Below are 20,384 nucleotides of genomic sequence, written 5' to 3'. Positions count from 1 at the left end.
GAAAATTATTGATTATTCTTGCCGGATTTACCTAACAGCCAGTACACCGGTAGTCCGGCCGCCAGTAGGGCCAGGGCGTATAACGTATCCAGCGGATTGTCAATTAAGGTCGTTGCCAGGATGAAGCCCGAACCGACAATGGCAATAAGGGGGACAAACGGATAACCCGGCACACTGTAAGGGCGCTGGTCGGGTGAGGTGCGTCGGCGCAGCCGGAAAATAGCGAAAAAGGCCTGCACAAAGAAGATATAAATGGCAAAAATGGCGATATCGGACAACCTGTCCGGGTCGCCGACCGTCATAAGCAGTACAGCCAATACAACCTGCAGCACTGTAGCCCAAATGGGCGTGCCGTATTCAGGATGGACCCGGGCAAACAGACCAGACGCGGGCAGTTGGCCCCGCTCGGCCATGGCGTAGGGCACGCGGGGAAAGGTCAGAATTTTGGCGTTGAGCGTGCCGAAAATCGACACCAGAATGCCAATACTCAACAGTTTGCCACCCATGTCGCCAAAGAGAACGCCGGCCGCCGTCCCGGCTGCGTTTGGGCCAAGCCGGACGATTTCCGCCGCCGGCAACACATGGAGCAAGGCCATGTTTACCGTAAGGTAAGCAACCATGACCACGGAGAGCCCTACGACGATAGCCTTAGGTAATAGCTTAGCCGGCTCTTTCATCTCACCGGCCACAAACGCAACAAGCATCCAGCCGTCATACGCCCACAGCGTGGCTAAAATGGCAGCCCCTATACCGGTGCGTTCCGCCTGGCCGCTGGGCATGTCCCAAATTTGGCCGTTGCCCCAAAGTAGGCCAAAAATGGCAATGAGAATGATGGGAACCAATTTGCCGGCGGTGGCTGCGGCCTGGATGAAACCTCCGTACTTGACGCCGAAAGCGTTGACCAGCGCGAGCAGCGCAATGGTAATAATCCCGATCGTAAATTTTGTTTCGTCACCCAAACCAAAAAAGTGGGCCATTAACGAACCGAAATACAGTCCCAACGCCCCGATGACCGCCGGACCATAAATTAGCGTCTGGACCCAACCGCAGAGGAAGCCCCAGACCCGTCCGTATACCTCTTCCAGATAGACGTACAGTCCGCCGGTCCGGGGAAGCTGGGCGCCTACTTCCGCCAGCGTAAGACCGCTCGCCAAGGTGATGACGCCGCCCAATACCCATGCCCACAGCGCCATAGTAGAATCGCCGGCAGCGGCGATAACCCGCCCGGGTTTCATAAAAATGCCGGAACCGATGACCGAACCAATAACAATGGACATAGCGACAATGAGACCGATATCTTTCTTTAAACGCGCTTCCGTATCCTGGTTCAACTATCCTCCACTCCTGTCTTCTGTTATAGATTTTAGTTTGGATATTTCCGGCGCTGCGGTTTACCAACCATTTTACCATATAGGCAATCTGGAAATGAATCGAAAAAATAATAATACTTCCCAGGCGGATGATTATTAAATTTTAATCAGCGTGTGTTTATCGTACCATATATTCTATTCTGGACTTGGTTTTTCTATAAAACTGTAATACAATAGTTGGCGGAACCAGACCGGCAGGCTGCTATGCCTGCTCTTTGAACACATCATAATACGCCCGGATAACATTCGGCGAATAAAAAAGACGGCCGCGCTTGTAACCAGGCGCCGGTCGTCTTATGATACAAGCGAAGAAAACTTTAGTCCCGTTTCGGGTATTTAGGCTTCATCATATAATACTTATTGTCGTCGCACTCATCCATCACGTCAGGACTAAGCCCCAGCACGCCGCTAAAGCAGTGAGTATGGCCGTCGTCGAAGCTAGTCTCCCCGGTAAAGTAGTGAATATGCTGTCCACCAGGCATGGCAACCGCCGGGCCAGACAGAACATCGTACCAATGCCAGTGGTTGTCGTGGAAACTGGTACGGCCCCGCACGCGGTGAATATGTGACCCTTCCGCCAACCGGGCCGGCGCGCTAACGCCCATAATCGCATGCTGGTGCTCGTCGGCAACTTCGGTCAGCGTATTGTACCCATGCACATGCACCCCGTGGCGGCCTTCATCATCGTGTCCCGGCTTGCGTTCCTGCTCTTCAAACATCGCTTTCCCTCCCCCTAATTTTTTACATAATATTCTATGCAGCGGCGGCACTAAAGGTGCTGAGTTCGCCAAACAAAAAAGAGGCGGTTTCCCGCCTCAGCTTAAATATTTTTCAAGAGCTGTTCTAATACTTTGTATTTGGCATTTTCGTAAATATTATTAAAGTCGACGATGTACCACTCTCCGTCAATTTTTTCCAGGCCGACCGGTTTCACCGAAAGGTTGAAGCTGTTCGGCTCCGGCTGTAAAGTCGCCAGAACTACGGCATAATTGCCCTGCTCGGCCACCTTCTTCACTGTTATCAGGTTGGCCTGCTTAAGTTCAGCCAGACCATTTTGTCCGCTGAGAAAATCGATCACGGCCCGCGTATCGCGGCGGGAATCAGGCGTGACGTAGAGAGCAGCTTCATTAAGCCGGTTATTTTTAGCCGCATTAAAGAAAGCCTGCACAACGGCGTCAGGCGCCAGCCCGGTCGGCCGCTTCGCGGTCGGGCCGCCACCGCCGCAGCCGGCCAGCAGCGCCACCAGCACGATAATCGCAATCAGCGCAGTTGCTTTTAGCAGTTGTTTTCTTGTCATGGTATATCTCCTCCTTATGTAAAATAACCGATAGTTATACTATAGCAAATCTTGACTGATTAGTCACCCCCTGGCAAAAATTGCTGGTTTCGTGGCGCTCTACCGGATTAAACGACGGGAAATGGGAAAGGTAACGGAGAGAATATAAAAAAACAGGCTTTTGCGCCTGTTTACAAGTCATCCTGTACTTCCATCGTCCCTTTGCCGGAAATGGCAAGGTCGTCTAAATCGACTTTATCCATTTGATCCCAGAGCATGCGGTGGACCAGATAGTTGATGGTGCGTTTGCTCTCTTCCTGCAGCGATGGGTCAACCGCGCTGTTAACCGTATAATCCAGCCCCGGTTCCTGCCGCTGGGCCGGTACTTTGTTAACCTTATCTTCTGCCATGACCGCCAATGCCTCCTGTCCGTTTAATCGCCTTGGTTTTAGGTTATCCTGTTAGCAAAGCCGTCATGTTAGGAAAATCATGCCAAATTCATAAAACTTTGTTTTTAAGAGGAACAGCACTATGCATATTTTTGCCATTTCCGACTTGCATCTTTCCGGCGACCCGCCGTTCAAACCCATGTCGGTGTTCGGCGAACACTGGCACGATCACTGGACGAAAATCAAAGCGGATTGGCTGGAAAAAGTAACGCCCGATGATATTGTCCTCCTGCCTGGCGATATTTCCTGGGCCATGAAGCTGGAGGAAGCTCTGCCCGACCTGCGGGCCATCGACGCCTTGCCTGGCCGCAAGGTCATCGTGCGCGGCAATCATGATTATTGGTGGCAGACTGTTTCCAAGATGACGCGGGTGGTAGGCGGCCAAATCACTTTTCTCCACAACACCTTTACACCCGCCGGTCCCTTTGCCATTTGCGGCAGCCGCGGATGGACCTGTCCCGGCGACCGCTCTTTTATTGAAGCCGAGGACATGCCTATCTACCTACGGGAGCTAAACCGGGTCCGCGCCACCCTTACCGCCGCCGTCCAGGCCGGCTACCGCCGCCACATCCTGATGCTGCATTATCCGCCGGTCAATGATCGCCATGAACCGAGCGGCTTTACCGACCTTATGGAAGAGTTCGGCGTGGAAATCTGCGTATTCGGCCACCTCCATGACGAAGCCATCCACACCGCGCCGACCGGTATTTTCGGCGGCGCCGCCTGCTACCTCGTTTCCTGTGACGCGCTGGACTTTAAGCTAAAATGTATCGTCTGACATGCCTAGCGCACCTGGACCCGGTAATGCCGCAGCCAGGTATCAACCTGAATGAGATAAGCAAAGAGCTGGGCTCCGCCCATAAGCTGACCAAACCATGGCAGCGGCGAAACAGCAAAATCGGAATGGGCCATTTCCCGGATTTTGGCTTCGTCAACCAGCGGCCTGAGCGGTGATGCCGGGTCGCTTAAGCGTGCCAGCGCTTCGGCCCGCACCTTATCCAGATAAGCCGGATTATGGGTCTTGGGATAGGGGCTTTTCCGCCGCCATAGTACCTCATCAGGCAGTAACCCGGCCAGAGCGCACCGCAGCAGCCCTTTTTCGCGATTCTGATAGTTTTTCATTTCCCACGGCACATTCCATACGTACTCAACCAGCCGGTGGTCGCAAAACGGCACCCGTACCTCCAGGCCGAAGGCCATGCTCATGCGGTCTTTGCGGTCCAGCAAAGTAGGCATAAACCGGGTCAGACTGAGATAAAAAATTTCCCGCATCCGCGCCGCGCGCGCGTCCTCGCCCGGCAGCCGCGGCACTTCGGCCAGCGCCTCCCGGTAACGGTCAGCCACATATTCCTCCGGCCTGATGGCAGCCCGTACCTCGGGTGACAGCCAGGTGGTCCGCATCTTGACCAGCCGCGACCAAGGGAAGGTGTCGGCGTCAATCATATCGGGCTGACGAAACCAGGGATAACCGCCAAAGACCTCATCGGCGCACTCGCCTGACAAGGCGACAGTAGCGCCTTTTTTGATTTCGCGGGAAAAAAGCAGCAGCGAAGTATCCACGTCAGCCATGCCGGGGAGGTCGCGGGCCACCGTTGCCTTAGCCAAGGCATCGGCCAATTCGGTATTATCGAGGACGATGCGGCGGTGGCAAGTATTAAAATAGTTGGCCACGCGCTCTACCCAGGGTGCGTCATCGTTAGGTTGAAAGGAAGTAGCCCGGAAATATTTATCATTATCGACATAATCGACGGAATAGGTGACCAGCCGGTCCTGTCCCGCCTCCCGGCAGCTTTGAGCCGCGAAGGCTGTTAAAGCGCTGGAGTCGAGGCCACCGGAAAGCAGCGTGCATACCGGCACATCGGCGACAAGCTGGCGGTGGACAGCGTCCTGCAAGAGGTCACGCACTGTCTGCACCGTCGTCCGGAAATCATCCGGATGAGGCTGGGAAACCAGCGACCAATACGGCCACAGGCGTTTGCCCTCCCGGTTGTAGACCATACACCAGCCCGGCTTCAGTTCGGCTACACCGCGGAAAATGCCATGTCCTGGCGTGCGCGCCGGTCCGAGCATAAAGACTTCGGCCACCCCTTCGGCATCAATCTCGGGCTTGACAGCAGGGTGAGCCAGGAGCGCTTTGAGTTCGGAACCAAAAATCAAACCCGATCCCCGCTCAGCATAAAAGAGCGGCTTAACCCCCAGGCGGTCGCGGGCCAAAAAAAGCTGCTGCGCCTGTTCGTCCCACACGGCGAATGCGAAAATGCCATTAAACTTATCGACACAAGCCTCTCCCCATTCCATATAAGCTAATAGCAGCACTTCGGTATCCGAGGTGGTGAAAAACGTATGGCCGCACCCGGCCAATTCGCGCCGCAGCTCCGGCGTGTTATAAAGTTCACCGTTATAAACGACGACGCAGGTCCTATCGCCGCGCCGGCGCAGCATCGGCTGTTTGCCCCCTTCCAGATCGACGACGCTCAGGCGGCGATGGCCCAAGGCGGCATGGGAGGCGAAATACATGCCCTCGGCATCGGGCCCGCGGGCGGCCAGCGTCTTCACCATGCCCGCCAGGACAGGCTGGGCCTTGGTAAGGTCGGACTGCCAATCGATCCATCCGGTAATCCCGCACATGAAATTCTCACTCCTTCAATTAAATAAACGCCGCCCGGCTGCTTACCCAAAGCAGCCGGTCGGCGTCTTTGCCTTTACGCCTTATAATATGCGGCACTACTGTTTTTGTCACCGTGATGACCATCACAGCAACGGGGAATATTAGGGAGTAAAATAAAAGCAAAAGAAAAGCGCCGCCAGGCGCTAAGGAGGAATACGGTAATGGAAAAAAAATTCATTAAAAACATTGAATTCGCCAGCGCCGTGGAGTTGGCCGATTTAGTAAAATACCAGCCCGGCCAGGTGATTAGTCTGACCTTTGTCCAAAACGACGCACTGAGTATGACCTTATTTGCCTTTGCCAAAGGGGAAGGAGTCAGCACCCATTCCGCCCCTGGCGACGCCATGGTGTATATGCTGGACGGCGAAGCGGAAATTACCATTGGCGATAAAAAGCTGCGGGCCAAGAAAGGCGAGGCCGTTGTCATGCCGGCTGACGTCCCCCATGGTCTTGATGCCGTGGAAAACTTCAAAATGTTGTTAATTCTGGTAAGGAGGTAGGGCTTGCGCTTGGCCTAAATTGTCTTACATTACCAACATATTTGTTCATTGCCACTCATAAGTATGTAGTACTTTAAAGAAAGGAGGGCAGCTTATGGCGACCATTTGGATGATGCTGCGTCCTGTTACGCACTGCAAAGAAGGCTGCAGTACATAGTCCTGGGCAGCGACGGTAAACGGCCCCGGCAAAAAGCGCCCCAAACAGGGCGCTTTTGCCGTTTTATTTGCTTTTTTTCACCAGCAGCGGGTCGCTTACGCCGTCTACCCCCACCAGGCCGAGGATGGTGAGATCCCAGGAGTGTCCCATCTTTTCAACAGCCCCCTCCCTTTCAGCGCAGGGTTCCCTGTGATGCTTTACGGAATAGACAGGGATTTTTTACCTGTTCGCGGAATAAAAAATATACATTCAATGCGAGGAGGCTTAGCCGTGAAAAAGTATCAAGTTGTCGTCGCCGGTAAAATGCGTGCCTGCGCCCTTGCCAAAATAAACAGCGAGTGTCACGTCCGCCAGTGGGATAAAATTGAGCCCATTCCCCGCAACCTGCTCTATGAGTGGCTGGCTGACGCCGAGGGCCTTGTCTCCACCGGCGACGTGCGAGTCGACGACGAACTCTTGGCCCACGCGCCACACCTGCGCGTTATCGCCCAAGCCTCGGTCGGTTACGACAATGTGGACATTGCCGCCTGCACCCGCCGCGGCATCCCGTTCGGCAACACGCCTGGCGTACTGGTGGAAGCGACGGCCGACCTTACCTTCGGCTTACTGCTCTGCGCCGCCCGCCGCATTCATGAAGGCTGGAACCAGGTGGCCAGCGGACGGTGGCTCAACAATCATGACGTGCCCTTCGGCATCGACCTGTATGGCAAAACGTTAGGCATCGTCGGCATGGGCCGGATCGGCGCCGCGGTAGCCCGGCGGGCGAGGGCCTGCGGCATGCAAGTTATCTACCACAACCGCAGCCGCCGCGCCGACGACGAACACCTGGGCGCCGCCTATGTCGCGTTTGACGACCTCTTAGCCCAGGCCGACTGCATCGTCGTCCTCGTTCCCTTGTCACCCGCCAGCCGGGGCATGTTCGGGCGCGCCGAGTTTGCCAAAATGAAACGGACAGCCTACTTTATCAATGCCGCCCGCGGCGGCCTTGTCGACACCCAAGCCCTTTACGACGCCCTGAAAGAAGGCCAAATTGCCTACGCCGCCCTCGATGTCACCGACCCCGAACCGCTGCCCGGCGACCATCCCCTTCTTACCCTGCCCAACGTCCTCATTACGCCCCATATCGGCAGCGCAACCCACGAGACGCGCGACCGCATGGCCATGCTTACCGCCGATAACCTGCTGGCCGGCCTAGCCGGGCGGCCCCTGCCAGCTTGCGTTAACCCGGAAGTAAACTACCGCCCATAGCTGCACCAGGGCTCTTCCGCCAGATAATCGCCGTCAGAGTAGTAATAAGCGCGGGCCCGGCAGCCGCCGCAGATGTCGGTAAAACCGCAGCGGCCGCAGGCACCCTTGAGGGCTCCGCTCCGCAGCTCGCCAAAGAGCGGACTGGTCTGCCACAGTACATCAAAAGCGGTATCGCGGACATTGCCCGCCCGGATGGGCAGATAAGGACAGGGATGAACATCGCCGTTAGGCAAAATAACGCAGTACGACGTACCGGCCAGGCAGCCCCGCGTGTACCGCATCGCCATGCCTTTTTGGCGGGCAATGCGCATGAACTGCGGCGCGCAGGTAGGCTTAATCTCGATCGGCACCCGAGCCTGCTTGTCCAGGATTCGTTCCAATAATGCCTCATACTGCGCCGTCTTTAGCGTCGTGTCCTCAATATCTTTGCCCCGGCCGGTCGGCACCAGGAAAAAGATGTGATGGGCAATAGCGCCAAGTTCAACCGCTTTGTCGGTAATGGCCAGGATTTCGTGTTCGTTCCAGCTGGTGACGGTTGTGTGAATTTGGAACGGCAGCCCCGCCTGCCGGCAGGCCTCAATGCCGCGCAGCGTTTGCTCCCAGGCGCCGCTGCAACCGCGAAAATGATCGTGGTGCGACCGGTCAAGACTGTCGATGCTAATCCCGGCCACGGCCAGGCCGGCATCCTTAAGGTTTTTCGCTACCTCCGGCGTAATAAGGGTGCCATTAGTACCAATAACCGGCCGCAGTCCCACCGCGCGGGCATGCCGGATCAGCTCGTAAAGGTCAGGTCTAAGCAGTGGTTCACCACCGCTTAAAATCATAATCTTAAACCCGGCTTTGGCAATTTCGCCAAGCAGCTTCTTACCTTCCGCCGTAGTTAGCTCATCAGCCCGTTTGGCCCCGGCATCGCGATAGCAGTGCAGGCAATTAATATTGCAGGCCTGGGTAGTATTCCAGGAAATAATCATGACCCCTTACTCCTTCCAGTCGGTCAGATAGCAGGCCGGATCTTCGCCCCACAGATTGCCGGTTGCCGCCTCCGCCCGGATGCGGCAGCCGCCGCACAGACGCTTGTAGCGGCACTCGCCGCAGCGCCCTTCGACATGGCTGCTTTTATCACGCAGTTTGAGCAGAAACTCGTCCTGGGTGTGCTGCCAGATCTGGCTGAACGGCCTTTCCCGCACATTGCCCAGCGACTTATGGCCCCAAAATTGGCAAGCATGCACATAGCCCTGGGGATCCACATTGGCCATTTTCTGCCCGGCCGAACAACCGCCATGCATTTCCAGTAATTGGCGCACCTCGTTGACCCGCTCGGGCTGGTGGCGTTCAAAATATTGGAGAATATAGATGCCGTCGGCATGATTATCGGTTGTTAAAATCTCGGTTTCCACGCCGCGGCGGTGGAAGTCCTGCGTCTTTTCAATTAAGAACTCAATCAACTGCCGCTTCTGTTCAGCCGAGATGTCAAGGTCGGCCATCCACCGGCCGCGGCCGGCGTAAACCAGGTGGTACAAGCAAAAGCGGGGGATTTTTTCCCGCTCCACAAGGTCAAGCACCTCGGGCAGAGTATGGTAATTGAGCTTATTGACCGTAAAGCGAATGCCGGTTTTATTGCCGGCGGCAAGCGAATTGCGAATGCCGGCGATTGTTTCGGCAAAAGCGTCCTTGCGGCCGCGGAAACGGTCATGGACTTCCGCGTTGCCGTCGAGACTGACACCGACGTACTGAAAGCCTGTGGTTCGGATCCGCTCGGCTACCGGCGGCGTAATCAGCGTGCCGTTGGTAGAAATAACCGGACGAATGCCGCGGTCGCGGGCATAGGCCCCCAGCTCAAACAGGTCGGACCGTACCAGTGGTTCCCCGCCGGAAAAAAGCAGTACCGGCACCTTCATGGCCGCCAAGTCGTCGATGAATGCTTTTGCCTCTTCCGTCGTTAATTCACCGGCGTACTCCCGATCCTCAGCGCTGATGTAGCAGTGCTGGCACGACAGGTTGCAGCGGTTAGTCATATTCCAGACGACGATAGGAGTAGCATCAGACGAAAACTGCAGCATCTGCGGCGGCAAATTGTGCGCGCGCCGTCCATACTTTACGATATCGGACACCGTCGCCGTGCCGCACAGTAATTTGGTACAACCGATCATATTTTCCCTCCCTCTGGGCCGGCTGAGCGGGCAGCCGTCAAATATACAACTGGTAAATGTCGTATTTTTACCAATATTTAATATTAATAGATATATGTTTTAATAATACCACCGGCGCCGGCCGCGCGTAAAGGTATTACAGAGATGGTTTTGCCACAATTGCCCAAAAATCCAACAAAAAAACTCCCGCTTTTGGCAGGAGTTCGGTATCCGCCTATAGCCGCACGGCCGCTTCAGCCGCCAACGGCGAGCGTTCACATTCGTCCGGCAGCAGTGTTACCTGGAAACAAAGTTTGGAGCCCAGCATTTTTTCACTGGCGTAGCTTAGGCCGTTAGACTGGCTGTCGAGGAGAGGATTATCTATCTGGGCAGGATCGCCGAGAAGGATCATCTTTGTCCCCAAACCGGGACGGGTCAGCACCGCTTTAGCCTGGCGGGGGGTGGCATTTTGCATTTCATCGAAAATTACCCAGTATTTTTGCAGCGACCGCCCGCGCTGATAGGCTAAGGCCTCAGTTTGAATGATGCGCTTGTCAAAGAGCATGTTAACCGTTTCTTCGGCTTGGGCGATGTCTTTCTCTTCCGTGATTGTATTGCCGGCCACCAGGGTAAAGAGATTGTCCTTGATTGACCGCATGTAAGGCTCAATTTTCTCCGCCTCGGTGCCAGGAAGAAAACCTATGCCTTCGTCCATCATCGTATTGGGCCGGCAAATAAGAATGCGATGATACTCGCGGGGCCGCACGTCCAAATGTTTATACAGGCCGACGGCCAGGGAGTAAAAAGTCTTGGCCGTACCGGCCGGGCCCTTGATAATGACCAGCGGCGCCTCCTCGGCGCTCATCATCAGGCATTCCTGCATAAAAATCTGACCGATATTGCGGGGCGTAATCCCAAAAGGATTACGGTTTCGATAACGCAGGTGCACTACCTTCTCTCCGTCAAACCGGCCTAAGGCCGTGTGGCGATCGTTATCGGTGGAGCGAATAAGCAAAAACTGATTCGTAACCAGGTCCGGCGGGACGAGTCGGCCGTAGCCTTCATCATAAACGGCAAGGTCAGCGGGATCGAGGCAGTTGATGTCATCGCGGTGAAACTCATTGATTACGCTACTCGACGTGTATACGACCGCCCGGCCGGTATACTGGTGCTCAATGCTTGCTACTTTGTCGTTACGGAAATCTTCGGCCTGTATTTGGAGGATGGAAGCCTTCACCCGCATATTGGTGTCACGGCTAACCAAAACTGTGTGATTATTCGCTTCGCTAAGCCCTTTACAAACCTGGAGGATACGGTTATCGGCCTTGTCACGGTCCCAGTAGACGGGCAGCTCAGTGTTGGTATGGTTGCTTTCCAGCCGTAAGATACCGCCGTAATCATTGAGAGGAACGCCTTCCAGCAAGTTGCCTTTTTCCCGCAGGTTATCAATGATACGGCTGACATGGCGGCTATTAGCCCCCCGTTCGGTTGCTTCTTTCTTAAACCGGTCAAGTTCTTCGATGACCACCTCGGGAATGATGACGGTGTGCTCGTTGAAAGCGAACAGTGCATTAGGCGAATGGAGCAGCACGTTCGTATCGAGCACATAACATTTTGCCATGTAAAGGCCTCCTTTTTGTTAGACCTATACTGCCCTTCACTATATCATATTAACAACCGCCTAAGATAGACTCTTCACTTTTTATCATAGGTTTTATCATAGGCCATACCGAGGTGGGAAAAGTAAAAGGAGTAAGGGGCGGCCTGGAGGTATCGGGCAAAAAGAAGCGAAAAAAGAATGGACCGCTCTTTAGCGGCCCAGTTTCGGTTTTGGGGGATGTTATGACTAGCGACAGGATTTGGGAGATTGACGTCCTAAGGGGCCTGGCCATTGTCCTCATGGTCGTGTTCCACCTTGTTGTAGATCTAAAAGATTTCTATGGCGCCAAACTGGAATACCTGAGCGGTTTTTGGTTCTGGGTCGGCCGTTCATCGGCCCTGCTGTTTATGCTTCTGTCCGGCATAAGCACCGTTCTCGGCCGCCGCCCGCTACGGCGAGCGGTGGCTGTTTTCACATGGGGCATGGTCCTTACGGCTATAACCTACCTGTATAATCCCCAGACCTATATCCGTTTCGGTATTTTACATTTGCTGGGCGTCAGCATGGTGCTGGGGCATTGCCTGCGGCGGGTTCACCCCGCTATCGTGACATTCCTTGCTTTCGTTTTTCTGGCTTTAGGGCAGCTGGCCAAAACAAATGCCGTTTCCCATTCCTTTTTCCTGCCCTTTGGCATCATGCCGAAAAACTTTACCTCGTTGGACTATTATCCAATCTTTCCCTGGACCGGAGTCTTCCTGCTAGGAACCGCCCTTGGCCGGACATTATACAAAGGAAAATTGAGCCGAATACCCGGTCCCCCTCGAGTCGTGTGGCTGGCAACGCTCGGCAGGCATTCGCTCTTCATCTATCTCGTCCACCAACCGGTACTGTTGACCTTGTTGTATCTAGGCCATCTGCTTTGGCGGCGCTTTGCCTGACGCCTCCTTACTCTTCCCTGCCGAAGGTATCGACAATCCATTGTTTGATTTGGTCTCGTACCCTAGCCACGCCGGCCATTATCTCCGCGTCAGCGCCGGTCAAAGCCGACGGGTCGGGAAAACTATGGTGCGACCGCGCCGAATTGTGGGTGCATAAAAATAGGACGCGTTTTTTGCTGCTCATTTAATTGTCCCTCCTATTATAGAATTGCATTAAACAGGTATCCGGTAAAGATGATGGTCACTGTCATAATGCCGACAAAAACGGCGATGAGCTTCGGCTTGAGCACGTTGCGGAGAATAATCATCTCCGGCAGACTCAGCGCCGTCACCGACATCATGAAGGCCAGCACCGTCCCAATGCTCATGCCCTTTTCTACCAGCGCGTAGACAATGGGGATGGTGCCGGCGGCATTGGAGTAAAGGGGTACGCCGATGACTACGGCCAGCGGGACGGCAAACCAGTTGTCCTTCCCCGCGTATTGCACTAAAAAGTCCTCAGGCACATAACCGTGAATGAAACCGCCGATAGCAATGGCGACAACCACATAGGGCCAAATCTTGCGCAATAATTCGCCGGTATAGCCCCAAGCATAGTCCACCCGCTCGCGAAAAGCGACACTGGCAGCCGTCGTCTGCCCCTGCCCCGCTTTCATTTGCAACACGTATTCCTCTACCAGGTGCTCCAGGTTCAGTTTACCAATTACTACTCCGGCGATAATCGCGACCGTTATGCCGGAAAGCATGTAAATGGCGGCAATCTGCCAGCCAAACATGCCCCATAAAAGGACTACCGCGATCTCATTCACCATCGGCGACGAAATCAGAAAGGAAAACGTTACCCCCAGCGGCACTCCCGACTCAAGAAAACCGATAAATAACGGAACCGCCGAACACGAACAGAAGGGCGTAACTATGCCTAGCAGCGCGGCGGAGATGTTACCGAAAAATTCCCGCTTATGGCTGAGGATTTGTCTTGTTCGCTCCGGCGAGAAGTAGGTGCGGATAATCGCCACAACGAAGACAATCACGGCCAGCATGAAGAATATTTTCATGGTATCGTAGATGAAAAAATTAGTGGCGTCGGCCAGCTTGCTGCCGGGCGCGAGTTGAAAAACCCGGTACGTAAGATAATCGGCAATATACTGGAGCATAAAATCGAACCCCTTTTTTATCATCATATTTAAATATTTAAATATATTTTTATTGTAATAAAATACTTTTACCCCGTCAATACCTTTGTGACTTAATTTATCCTTCCGGCCTGAACCCTGATGAATACGTGAAAACCTTGGTAGGCGGTAACAGCCCTCGTCCTGCTGCTCGCGGCCCGGCCCTGAGTTTGCCCCTCTTTCTGGAACCTGAACTGGTGCAAAGAATAAAGAACGGTTTCTCGTCATTATTGACCATAAAACGAACAGACGCTGCTCTGGCAGCGTCTGTTCGTAACTTTCTATCTCCTTTGCGGGTTTCCTGCTGAAAAAATTCCGATTGCCCAGGCTGACCGATGTCCGAAGTGGTAAAGCAGTTCAGGGTTTTTAAACCCGAAAGACACTGACAGACTGCTGAAACTCCTGGGCCAACCTGGCAAGCGCCTGGCTGGCGGATGCGATTTCTTCCGCCGACGCCAACTGTTCTTCCGTCGCCGCCGACACGGTCTGCGCTTCTGCGGCCGTCTCTTTGCCTAGCTCATTAAGGTGCGCAACCGCCCCCACAATCTGCTGACTGCCGGCAGCGAGCTGGTCAATAGCCACGGTAATTTCTTTGATTTGGCTAGATATTCTTGTAACCAAACTAACAATTTCCCGGAAGGTCTGGCCGGCGGTATTGACGACTTCCGCCCCCATCCTGACGGCCTGGTTTCCGCTTTCCATCGCCACTACCGCTTTTTCCGTCTCTCCCTGGACTTCGCTAATCAAAGCGGCAATCCGTTTAGCCGCTTCCTGCGACTGTTCAGCCAGTTTTCTTATTTCCTCGGCAACAACGGCAAAACCGCGGCCCGCATCCCCGGCGCGCGCCGCCTCAATGGCGGCATTCAGGGCCAGCAGGTTTGTCTGACTAGCAATGCCGGCGATAGTATCCACAATTTGGCCGATCTGGTCGGACCGGTTACCAAGACTGGTGACCGCCTGGGCGGATGCGGCTACGGTCTGCTCAATCTGCGCCATCTGGCCGACCGCCTGGTCTACCAGACTGCTGCCGTTTTGGGCCTTACCGGCCGCCTGGTCCGCCTGACGCGCAACCAGATTGGCATTATCCGCCACCTGCTGAATACTCGCCGACATCTCCTGCAACACCGCTGTGGTACTTTCCAGCTCAGCCAGCTGCCGTTCAGCGCCTTTAGCCACACCAGTGATGGAAGCGGCTACCTGGCCGGCTGCCTGCGAAGACTGGTCGGCACTGGCCGTAAGCTCTTCGCTTGAAGCGGCTAAATGCTCGGCATTGGCATTTATCTTCTTTACCAGTTCTTTCAACTGGTCAGTCATGGTGTTAAAGGCTATAGCCAACTGGGCAGTTTCGTCACGGCCGGTCACCGGCAGCTTCTGCGTAAAATCCCCTTGGGCCACCGCGCGGGTAAATTCCACTACCTGGCCGATTGGCCGGGCAACCGACCGGGCAACGGTCATGGCGATAACGATGATCACCAGTGTCACTGCCCCTACCATTGCACCCGATACCAAGAGCTGACGGCGGGCGCCGGCTAATGCTTCCTTTTCCGGCAGCTGAATAATTACGCCCCAGCCGGTGCTGGGAACAAAAGCATAGCCGGCCAGTTTCTTTTCACCTTCAAATTCATAGGTGATAAAGCCGGTTGTCTTGGCAACGGCCTCTTTTACCGGCGGCAAATCGCTGACATTCTTAAGGCTGTCGACAAAATTCTTTACCGGGTGTGAAATCAGCCTGCCCGTGTTGTCAGTAATAAAGGCATATCCGGTTTCGCCCGGTTTGATCGCCCGGGCTTTGGCATCAAGTCTCCCCAGATCGACGGTAGCACACACGGCGCCTACCACTTCCCCTTGGGAATTCTTCACCGGAACGCCAATAATTACGGTAGGCCGTCCGGTTAATTTAGAAATTAAGGCATCGCTTACGGCTACCGGCGCCCCCTTCATTATTGCCTGGAAATAAGCCCTGTCGGCGATGTTGACAGGCTCGCCCGCATCGCGGGCAATCTGGCGTCCGGTCGCATCGGCCACATAAACATTGGTGAAATCAGCATATTGCTGTTTAACCAGCTTTAACAGCGGAACTTGTTGCGCCGGATCCATGCTCATAAGTTGCGGGGTCTGACTTATTAGCCGCAAAACATCAATCAAGGACTGGATCATGCTTTCAGTTTCACCGGCCAAAGCTGCCGCCATCCGCTTATTGTCCTCATATGTACTCTGCACGTCTTTCTGATAAGTCTGGTAGGAAGTGATGCTGCTTAGAACTACCAGCGGAACCAGCGCAACCAGAGCGAAGATCAATAGTAGTTTAGTCCTCATCGGAAACCGGGAAAGTAGGTTCGTCATATGCCGCCTCCTCTTTGTTTTTTGCAAAAATAAAAAAGGCAGACTAATGCTGCCTAAATAAAATCAGTTAATTCCTTAACCGGCAGCTGGCAATCATAGACAAGAAGTCCTTAGACCCTATAGCTTTGCGTCCCCGCCTTTCGACGGGTTTGCCCAATATTTAGTTCCAAAAGGTAGGCTATTACTCATTTTATTTTATAAATAGGTGCACCGTTAGTCAAGTCAAGTCCCCGCTCTTTGCCAAATGGTTCCGGACAAAAGTTAACCACAAGCGGGCGGCATGGGACAGATAGCGCCGCTTGTTCCAAATGATCGACATTTGGAGAAAGAGCTGCGGGTCGGCCAGCGGAACCGCAACAATGGTTTTAGGGTCCAACTGCTCGCAAATTTTGCTGGGCAAGAGGGCAATGCCAAGATTGGCGGCAACAATTTGGGTCATCAATTCCCGTTGGGACGTCTCGAAAATAACATTCGGCTGAAACCCGGCAAGACGGCAGCGGTCGATAATTGCGTCATGAAGACTAAAGTCTTCACGGTATAAGACAAAGGCCTCGTCAGCGAGAAGGGCAAAGTCGACCTCCGGATACTGGCTCAAGGGATGGTTAGGATGCATGATGACCCGCAAAGGATCTTGCGTAAATTCGATCACTTCGTAGTTTTCATTATTGCTCGGACTGCATATTACACCGATATCGAGCGACCCGTCCTGGATGGCAAGTTCAACTTTTTTCGAACCATACTCAAACAGGACAATATCAATATTGGGATAGGTCCGCCGGAATTCGCCGAGCAGCTCCGCAAAGGCCGTAGCCCCCGTTATCGGCGGGAGGCCAATACTGACTTTGCCCTTTTCCAGCTTAACCATGCTTTCGAATTCGGCAGTAATATTCTGAAACAGCGACACAACATGCTGCGCCTGAGAAAACAGTATTTCTCCCGCGTCAGTCAGCTCGACATATTTGGAATTGCGGTTAAAGAGGACCACCCCAAGCTCGGTTTCCAAATCTTTTATCATTTTGCTGATTGTCGACTGTGAGACATATGCGGCCTGGGCTGCCTTACTAAAGCTTTTGTGCCGGGCAACTTCCACAAAATATTCCAAATGGCGTATATCCATAATTTTTCCCCCTCTTAATCATACCATTGATTTTGTCGATAATAAACATTTTAATTATTGATTTTATTTATCCTAAAAAAACGCAGGCTGCATTTTAAACTGCAGCCTGCATCTCAGGTAAGATTGCTTGGGTTTGGCCCACGCCATGCTTACAACTTTTATCAAGCGTACTTCATCAAGACGCCTTTTAACTGGTCGGCAATCCGTTCACAGTGGTCAAGGGCATCCTCTTGCAATTCCAGTATTTCTTTCCACTTAATAATATCGATAGGGTCAACATTGCCGATAAAAAGACGTGCGACTTCTTCGCGATAGATATGGTCGCCCTTTTCTTCCATTTCAACAATATTTTTCGTAAGATCCAGTATTTTTTCCCGATTACCCTTGATATTGGCCAGTAAATCGAAGACTGAAACTAATTCGTCGGTGCACAACACGAGCAGCTTGCCGAGCTCAATGGCACCGCCGGTTGGCTTGCTAACGCGAAAAAGGGCCATCCGCTCCACAATGTCCTCGACATAGTCGACAATATCGTCCAATTGATTGGTAAGGGCGAAAATATCTTCTCTGTCCAGTGGGGTAATAAAGGTCTGGTGCAGATTGTCAAGAATTTCATCGTTAAGTTCGTCCGCCTCATGTTCCAGGTCAAAAACCTGTTTGACCTTTTCCGGCAGACTTTCCGGCCGGATCAGGGCGTCATGGAGGATATAGGCGCCCTTTTGGGCCAGTCTGGCGCTTTCGGAAAACAATACAAAGAATTTATTTTTTTTCGAGTTTAAAGCTAACATATACGTACCCCCCCATTTAAACTTCTGTTTTATGTTTCCCCGTGCGGTCCCCGCTATCCTTGCGCGGCGACAATAATGATCACTGAGTTAACTGGCTCGTCCGGCGCCCAAAGACAATGTATACGGATAAGGCCAATAAGGCCGGGGCCATGGTCCATAGATACATGGTCTTATAACCGGTTAGCTGGGATACCAAGCCCCAGATCACCGAGCTGAAGCCAATGCCAAGATCAAAGCCAATAAAAAAAGTAGCGTTGGCCGCCCCCCGCCGGTTTGGCGGCGCCTGCAGGACCGCCATGGCTTGCAAACCGGGCTGCACCGCGCCAAAACCTGCGCCGTACACGATGCCTGCCGCTAAGAACCAGGCCAAACCCTGCGCCAGGTAGAGCAAGAACATGGCTACCATAACCAAAACCAGCCCGGGAATGACGACAATATCGAACCCGCGCCGGTCGGCAAGCCGTCCGGCGAGCGGCCGGGCTACCGCCAAAGCGGTGGCATAAGCGGTGAAAAAGGGGCCGATATTGCCAATGCCCTGCTGGGCAGCATAGAGCGCCAAAAAAGCTACGATCGCACCATAGGTCATGGTCACAAAGAAGATCACCAACGCCGGCCGCAGCGCCACCTTTTCCAGCAGAACCGTTTTGGCGTTAGCGGCGTTAATGTGCCGGTAACCAATGCTGAGGGCCAACCCAGCGGCTATCGTCACGATAAAAGCAGATACCAAAAATAAAACGGAAAAACTGAAATGACTGGTTAAGTAGAGGCCTAATGCCGGGGCAAAAGCCATCGCAGCCGTCGTAGTTAAGCCGAAATATCCCATCCCCTCTCCCAGCCTGGCTTTGGGAATAATATCGGCCGCTACCGTACTGGCGGCTGTGCTGGTAGCGCCCCAGCCAAAGCCGTGGATAAAGCGGATTAACAGCAGGATCCCCAGCGACGGCGCCCAGATGTAAGCCAACACCGCGCTGATAAAGACGGCCAGTCCGGACAGGAAAATGCCCTTGCGGCCGTAATAGTCCAGTGCTTGCCCCGCCACGGGACGCATTATGACCGCCGCGACGGTAAAGATGCCAACGATCAAGCCGGCCGCGGCGTCACTGCCGCCCAAGTGCTTGGCATAAACCGGTAAAGTCGGCAGCAGCATCTGAAAGCCGCAAAAGATGAGCAGGTTAATCGTGCAAATCAAAATAAAATCTCTGGTCCACAGCCGTTCCCGCAAGCTATCCGCACTATCCCTAACTGCCATTGTCTCATTCCTTCCACCGCCGAATCGCCCTGCACATGACCGGTAAACCGTAAAAGCAATTGGTAAGAGAGGAAGTCTAATCCTATAATATCGAATATTTTACTTAATATCTAGCCCCGCTGGGGTTTCACCGGCGGGGAAAATGCAAAAAATACCCAGTAGCGGCCGAGCTTAATCAACTACTGGGTCATTACTGTCTGTTAGCCAATTGTCGCATCGTATACCCATAAATTACGGCGCTGGTTCTCTTTTCGTTCTGACCTTTACATCTTCCACATAACGGGCGTAAGCCCGGTTTTCCTCCACCCGGACCACAACATAGCGTTTATTGTCTTCGGTAATCAGTTCATCACCGGGGTTGACAGTTACGACCGATACATACATGATTGTTGCCCCGGTGGCTTCATCAATAATCACATAATACTCGTAAGGCGCTTTGGTCGGGGTCTCGGGTTTGGGCTGCGGTAGCGGCAAAAGTTGCGGGGCGGTAAAGTATAAAACGCCAACCATGGCAAGCACGCCAACAATAAAGCCGCTAAAAAAGGATAGAAACCCTTGTCTGCGTCCAGGCTGAGCCATTTGTTTTGACCTCCCGTTTTGTATCATTTCCGCCGCCGCGTTAAGTTATGTAAAAATGGGTCTATTCATATAATGCCTTTATCTGGCTACGGGCATTGGCCGCCAACCATCTGACGGTAAGGATTACGAATTTAGGCGGAAAGCGACGGACAATGACGTAATACAGGAAACGGGAAAACCGGTGTTCTCGTCCTTAGCCGGCACAAAAGTCCATTGGCGCACGGCCTGAACTGCCGCATTATCCAATATTTCATAGCCGGAAGAGCCGACAACCCATACGTTACCGGCCCGCCCTTCTGCCGTTATTTCAATTTTAACCCGAACCGTCCCTTCCCAGCCCTGGCGCCTGGCTTGTTCCGGATAGGTCGGTTCGGTTTTTCGCAAAATGCGTGGCGGCAGTATATTTTTCCGCCCTACCCCGGCAGAAGGCCCCACCCCCGCAGCCTGGCCCGGATCGCTCGTTATCGCGCCAGACGCAGCAAGCGGCGTACTTCCTTCCCTATTGCTTTGCGCACTTTCGGCTACGTCTCCGTTTTTTTGCCCTTCGCCCATATTCAAGGCGGGTTGCGACTGCTGCGCTGTCGTCGGCGCATCAGGGGTTGGCGGCAAAGAGGATACTGGCGAAACAGCCGCCGGTATACTGGACGTGATCCCGGCATGAGCAATAATGTCTACTTCCAAAGGTGCATCCCGCCCCTCAGGAAAGTAATCCGCCATCCACCCTATCGCGATTAGCAGCAAGAAGTTAACAAAACCGGAAACGATTAGGGCGCGTCGCCACCGTGACTGCTCCATCATAAA

Annotated in this window: 20 protein-coding genes and 1 riboswitch; of the genes, 4 read left to right on the top strand and 16 right to left on the bottom strand. The window is 53.6% G+C overall.

All coding sequences use genetic code 11. The annotated features are described in order from the left end of the window. Positions 1–5: 5 nt before the first annotated feature. From BLQ99_RS09095 to BLQ99_RS09080, 4 genes are all read right to left on the bottom strand, one after another. On the bottom strand, positions 6–1,331 hold the full coding sequence (locus BLQ99_RS09095; protein ID WP_093690244.1) for an APC family permease: 1,326 nt from the start codon (positions 1,329–1,331) through the stop codon (positions 6–8). 356 nt (positions 1,332–1,687) lie between these two features. Next, a complete protein-coding gene (locus BLQ99_RS09090; RefSeq protein WP_093690242.1) occupies positions 1,688–2,089 on the bottom strand; it encodes a YmaF family protein in 402 nt (133 codons plus the stop codon). 101 nt (positions 2,090–2,190) lie between these two features. Beyond that, positions 2,191–2,667 (bottom strand): nuclear transport factor 2 family protein, encoded by a 477-nt coding sequence (locus BLQ99_RS09085; protein ID WP_093690240.1) that lies wholly within the window; start codon positions 2,665–2,667, stop codon positions 2,191–2,193. Positions 2,668–2,837: 170 nt separating this feature from the next. Further along, entirely contained in the window at positions 2,838–3,056 is a 219-nt protein-coding gene (locus BLQ99_RS09080; RefSeq protein ID WP_093690238.1) for a hypothetical protein, read from the bottom strand. Positions 3,057–3,177: 121 nt separating this feature from the next. On the opposite strand from BLQ99_RS09080, the gene BLQ99_RS09075 reads away from it, so the two are divergent. After that, positions 3,178–3,873: a metallophosphoesterase gene (locus BLQ99_RS09075; RefSeq protein WP_093690236.1), complete on the top strand. Its 696-nt coding sequence runs from the start codon at positions 3,178–3,180 to the stop codon at positions 3,871–3,873. 5 nt (positions 3,874–3,878) lie between these two features. Here the strand turns inward: BLQ99_RS09075 and asnB are convergent, their stop codons facing one another. After that, positions 3,879–5,723, bottom strand: a complete 1,845-nt coding sequence (asnB, locus tag BLQ99_RS09070; RefSeq protein ID WP_093690234.1) for an asparagine synthase (glutamine-hydrolyzing) — start codon at positions 5,721–5,723, stop codon at positions 3,879–3,881. A 201-nt stretch (positions 5,724–5,924) separates the two neighbouring features. On the opposite strand from asnB, the gene BLQ99_RS09065 reads away from it, so the two are divergent. Both BLQ99_RS09065 and BLQ99_RS09060 read left to right on the top strand, forming a co-directional pair. After that, a complete protein-coding gene (locus tag BLQ99_RS09065; protein ID WP_093690232.1) occupies positions 5,925–6,263 on the top strand; it encodes a cupin domain-containing protein in 339 nt (112 codons plus the stop codon). Positions 6,264–6,690: 427 nt separating this feature from the next. Beyond that, on the top strand, positions 6,691–7,668 hold the full coding sequence (locus BLQ99_RS09060; RefSeq protein ID WP_093690230.1) for a 2-hydroxyacid dehydrogenase: 978 nt from the start codon (positions 6,691–6,693) through the stop codon (positions 7,666–7,668). Here BLQ99_RS09060 and nirJ2 read toward each other — a convergent pair. The 3 genes from nirJ2 to BLQ99_RS09045 form a co-directional block, all read right to left on the bottom strand. Beyond that, positions 7,656–8,639 (bottom strand): putative heme d1 biosynthesis radical SAM protein NirJ2, encoded by a 984-nt coding sequence (gene nirJ2 / locus BLQ99_RS09055; protein ID WP_093690228.1) that lies wholly within the window; start codon positions 8,637–8,639, stop codon positions 7,656–7,658. The genes BLQ99_RS09060 and nirJ2 overlap by 13 nt on opposite strands. Before the next feature lie 6 nt (positions 8,640–8,645). Then, positions 8,646–9,818 carry a radical SAM/SPASM domain-containing protein gene (locus BLQ99_RS09050; protein WP_093690226.1) on the bottom strand — a complete coding sequence of 391 codons (1,173 nt, stop codon included), beginning with the start codon at positions 9,816–9,818 and terminating at the stop codon, positions 8,646–8,648. Between the two features lie 214 nt (positions 9,819–10,032). Then, complete coding sequence (locus BLQ99_RS09045) at positions 10,033–11,418, bottom strand: PhoH family protein (RefSeq protein WP_093690224.1); 1,386 nt, start codon at positions 11,416–11,418, stop codon at positions 10,033–10,035. A gap of 221 nt (positions 11,419–11,639) precedes the next feature. Here BLQ99_RS09045 and BLQ99_RS09040 point away from each other — a divergent pair, with 221 nt between their 5' ends. After that, positions 11,640–12,335, top strand: coding sequence for a heparan-alpha-glucosaminide N-acetyltransferase (locus tag BLQ99_RS09040; RefSeq protein WP_093690222.1), 696 nt, complete (start codon positions 11,640–11,642; stop codon positions 12,333–12,335). A 7-nt stretch (positions 12,336–12,342) separates the two neighbouring features. Here BLQ99_RS09040 and BLQ99_RS14940 read toward each other — a convergent pair whose 3' ends face one another. The 8 genes from BLQ99_RS14940 to BLQ99_RS09005 form a co-directional block, all read right to left on the bottom strand. Continuing rightward, a complete protein-coding gene (locus BLQ99_RS14940) occupies positions 12,343–12,519 on the bottom strand; it encodes a low molecular weight phosphatase family protein (protein WP_171904641.1) in 177 nt (58 codons plus the stop codon). 16 nt (positions 12,520–12,535) lie between these two features. Beyond that, the gene (locus BLQ99_RS09035) at positions 12,536–13,489 is read right to left on the bottom strand and encodes a permease (RefSeq protein ID WP_093690220.1); all 954 of its coding nucleotides are present in this window, start codon (positions 13,487–13,489) and stop codon (positions 12,536–12,538) included. A gap of 384 nt (positions 13,490–13,873) precedes the next feature. Further along, positions 13,874–15,850 (bottom strand): methyl-accepting chemotaxis protein, encoded by a 1,977-nt coding sequence (locus BLQ99_RS09030; protein ID WP_093690218.1) that lies wholly within the window; start codon positions 15,848–15,850, stop codon positions 13,874–13,876. A 78-nt stretch (positions 15,851–15,928) separates the two neighbouring features. Then, positions 15,929–16,014: riboswitch (cyclic di-GMP riboswitch) on the bottom strand. Positions 16,015–16,067: 53 nt separating this feature from the next. Next, the gene (locus tag BLQ99_RS09025; protein ID WP_093690216.1) at positions 16,068–16,967 is read right to left on the bottom strand and encodes a LysR family transcriptional regulator; all 900 of its coding nucleotides are present in this window, start codon (positions 16,965–16,967) and stop codon (positions 16,068–16,070) included. 161 nt (positions 16,968–17,128) lie between these two features. Next, a complete protein-coding gene (locus tag BLQ99_RS09020) occupies positions 17,129–17,755 on the bottom strand; it encodes a DUF47 domain-containing protein (RefSeq protein ID WP_093690214.1) in 627 nt (208 codons plus the stop codon). Between the two features lie 79 nt (positions 17,756–17,834). Then, positions 17,835–19,004: an MFS transporter gene (locus BLQ99_RS09015; protein WP_093690212.1), complete on the bottom strand. Its 1,170-nt coding sequence runs from the start codon at positions 19,002–19,004 to the stop codon at positions 17,835–17,837. Positions 19,005–19,235: 231 nt separating this feature from the next. After that, complete coding sequence (locus BLQ99_RS09010) at positions 19,236–19,583, bottom strand: hypothetical protein (RefSeq protein WP_093690210.1); 348 nt, start codon at positions 19,581–19,583, stop codon at positions 19,236–19,238. 123 nt (positions 19,584–19,706) lie between these two features. Further along, on the bottom strand, positions 19,707–20,381 hold the full coding sequence (locus tag BLQ99_RS09005) for an energy transducer TonB (RefSeq protein WP_093690208.1): 675 nt from the start codon (positions 20,379–20,381) through the stop codon (positions 19,707–19,709). Positions 20,382–20,384 lie beyond the last annotated feature (3 nt).

The organism is Sporolituus thermophilus DSM 23256 (assembly GCF_900102435.1).
GTDB classification, from domain to species: Bacteria; Bacillota; Negativicutes; order Sporomusales; family Thermosinaceae; genus Thermosinus; species Thermosinus thermophilus.
The sequence above is the reverse complement of the archived record's forward strand: the minus strand, read 5'-3'. Positions and strand labels throughout refer to the sequence as shown.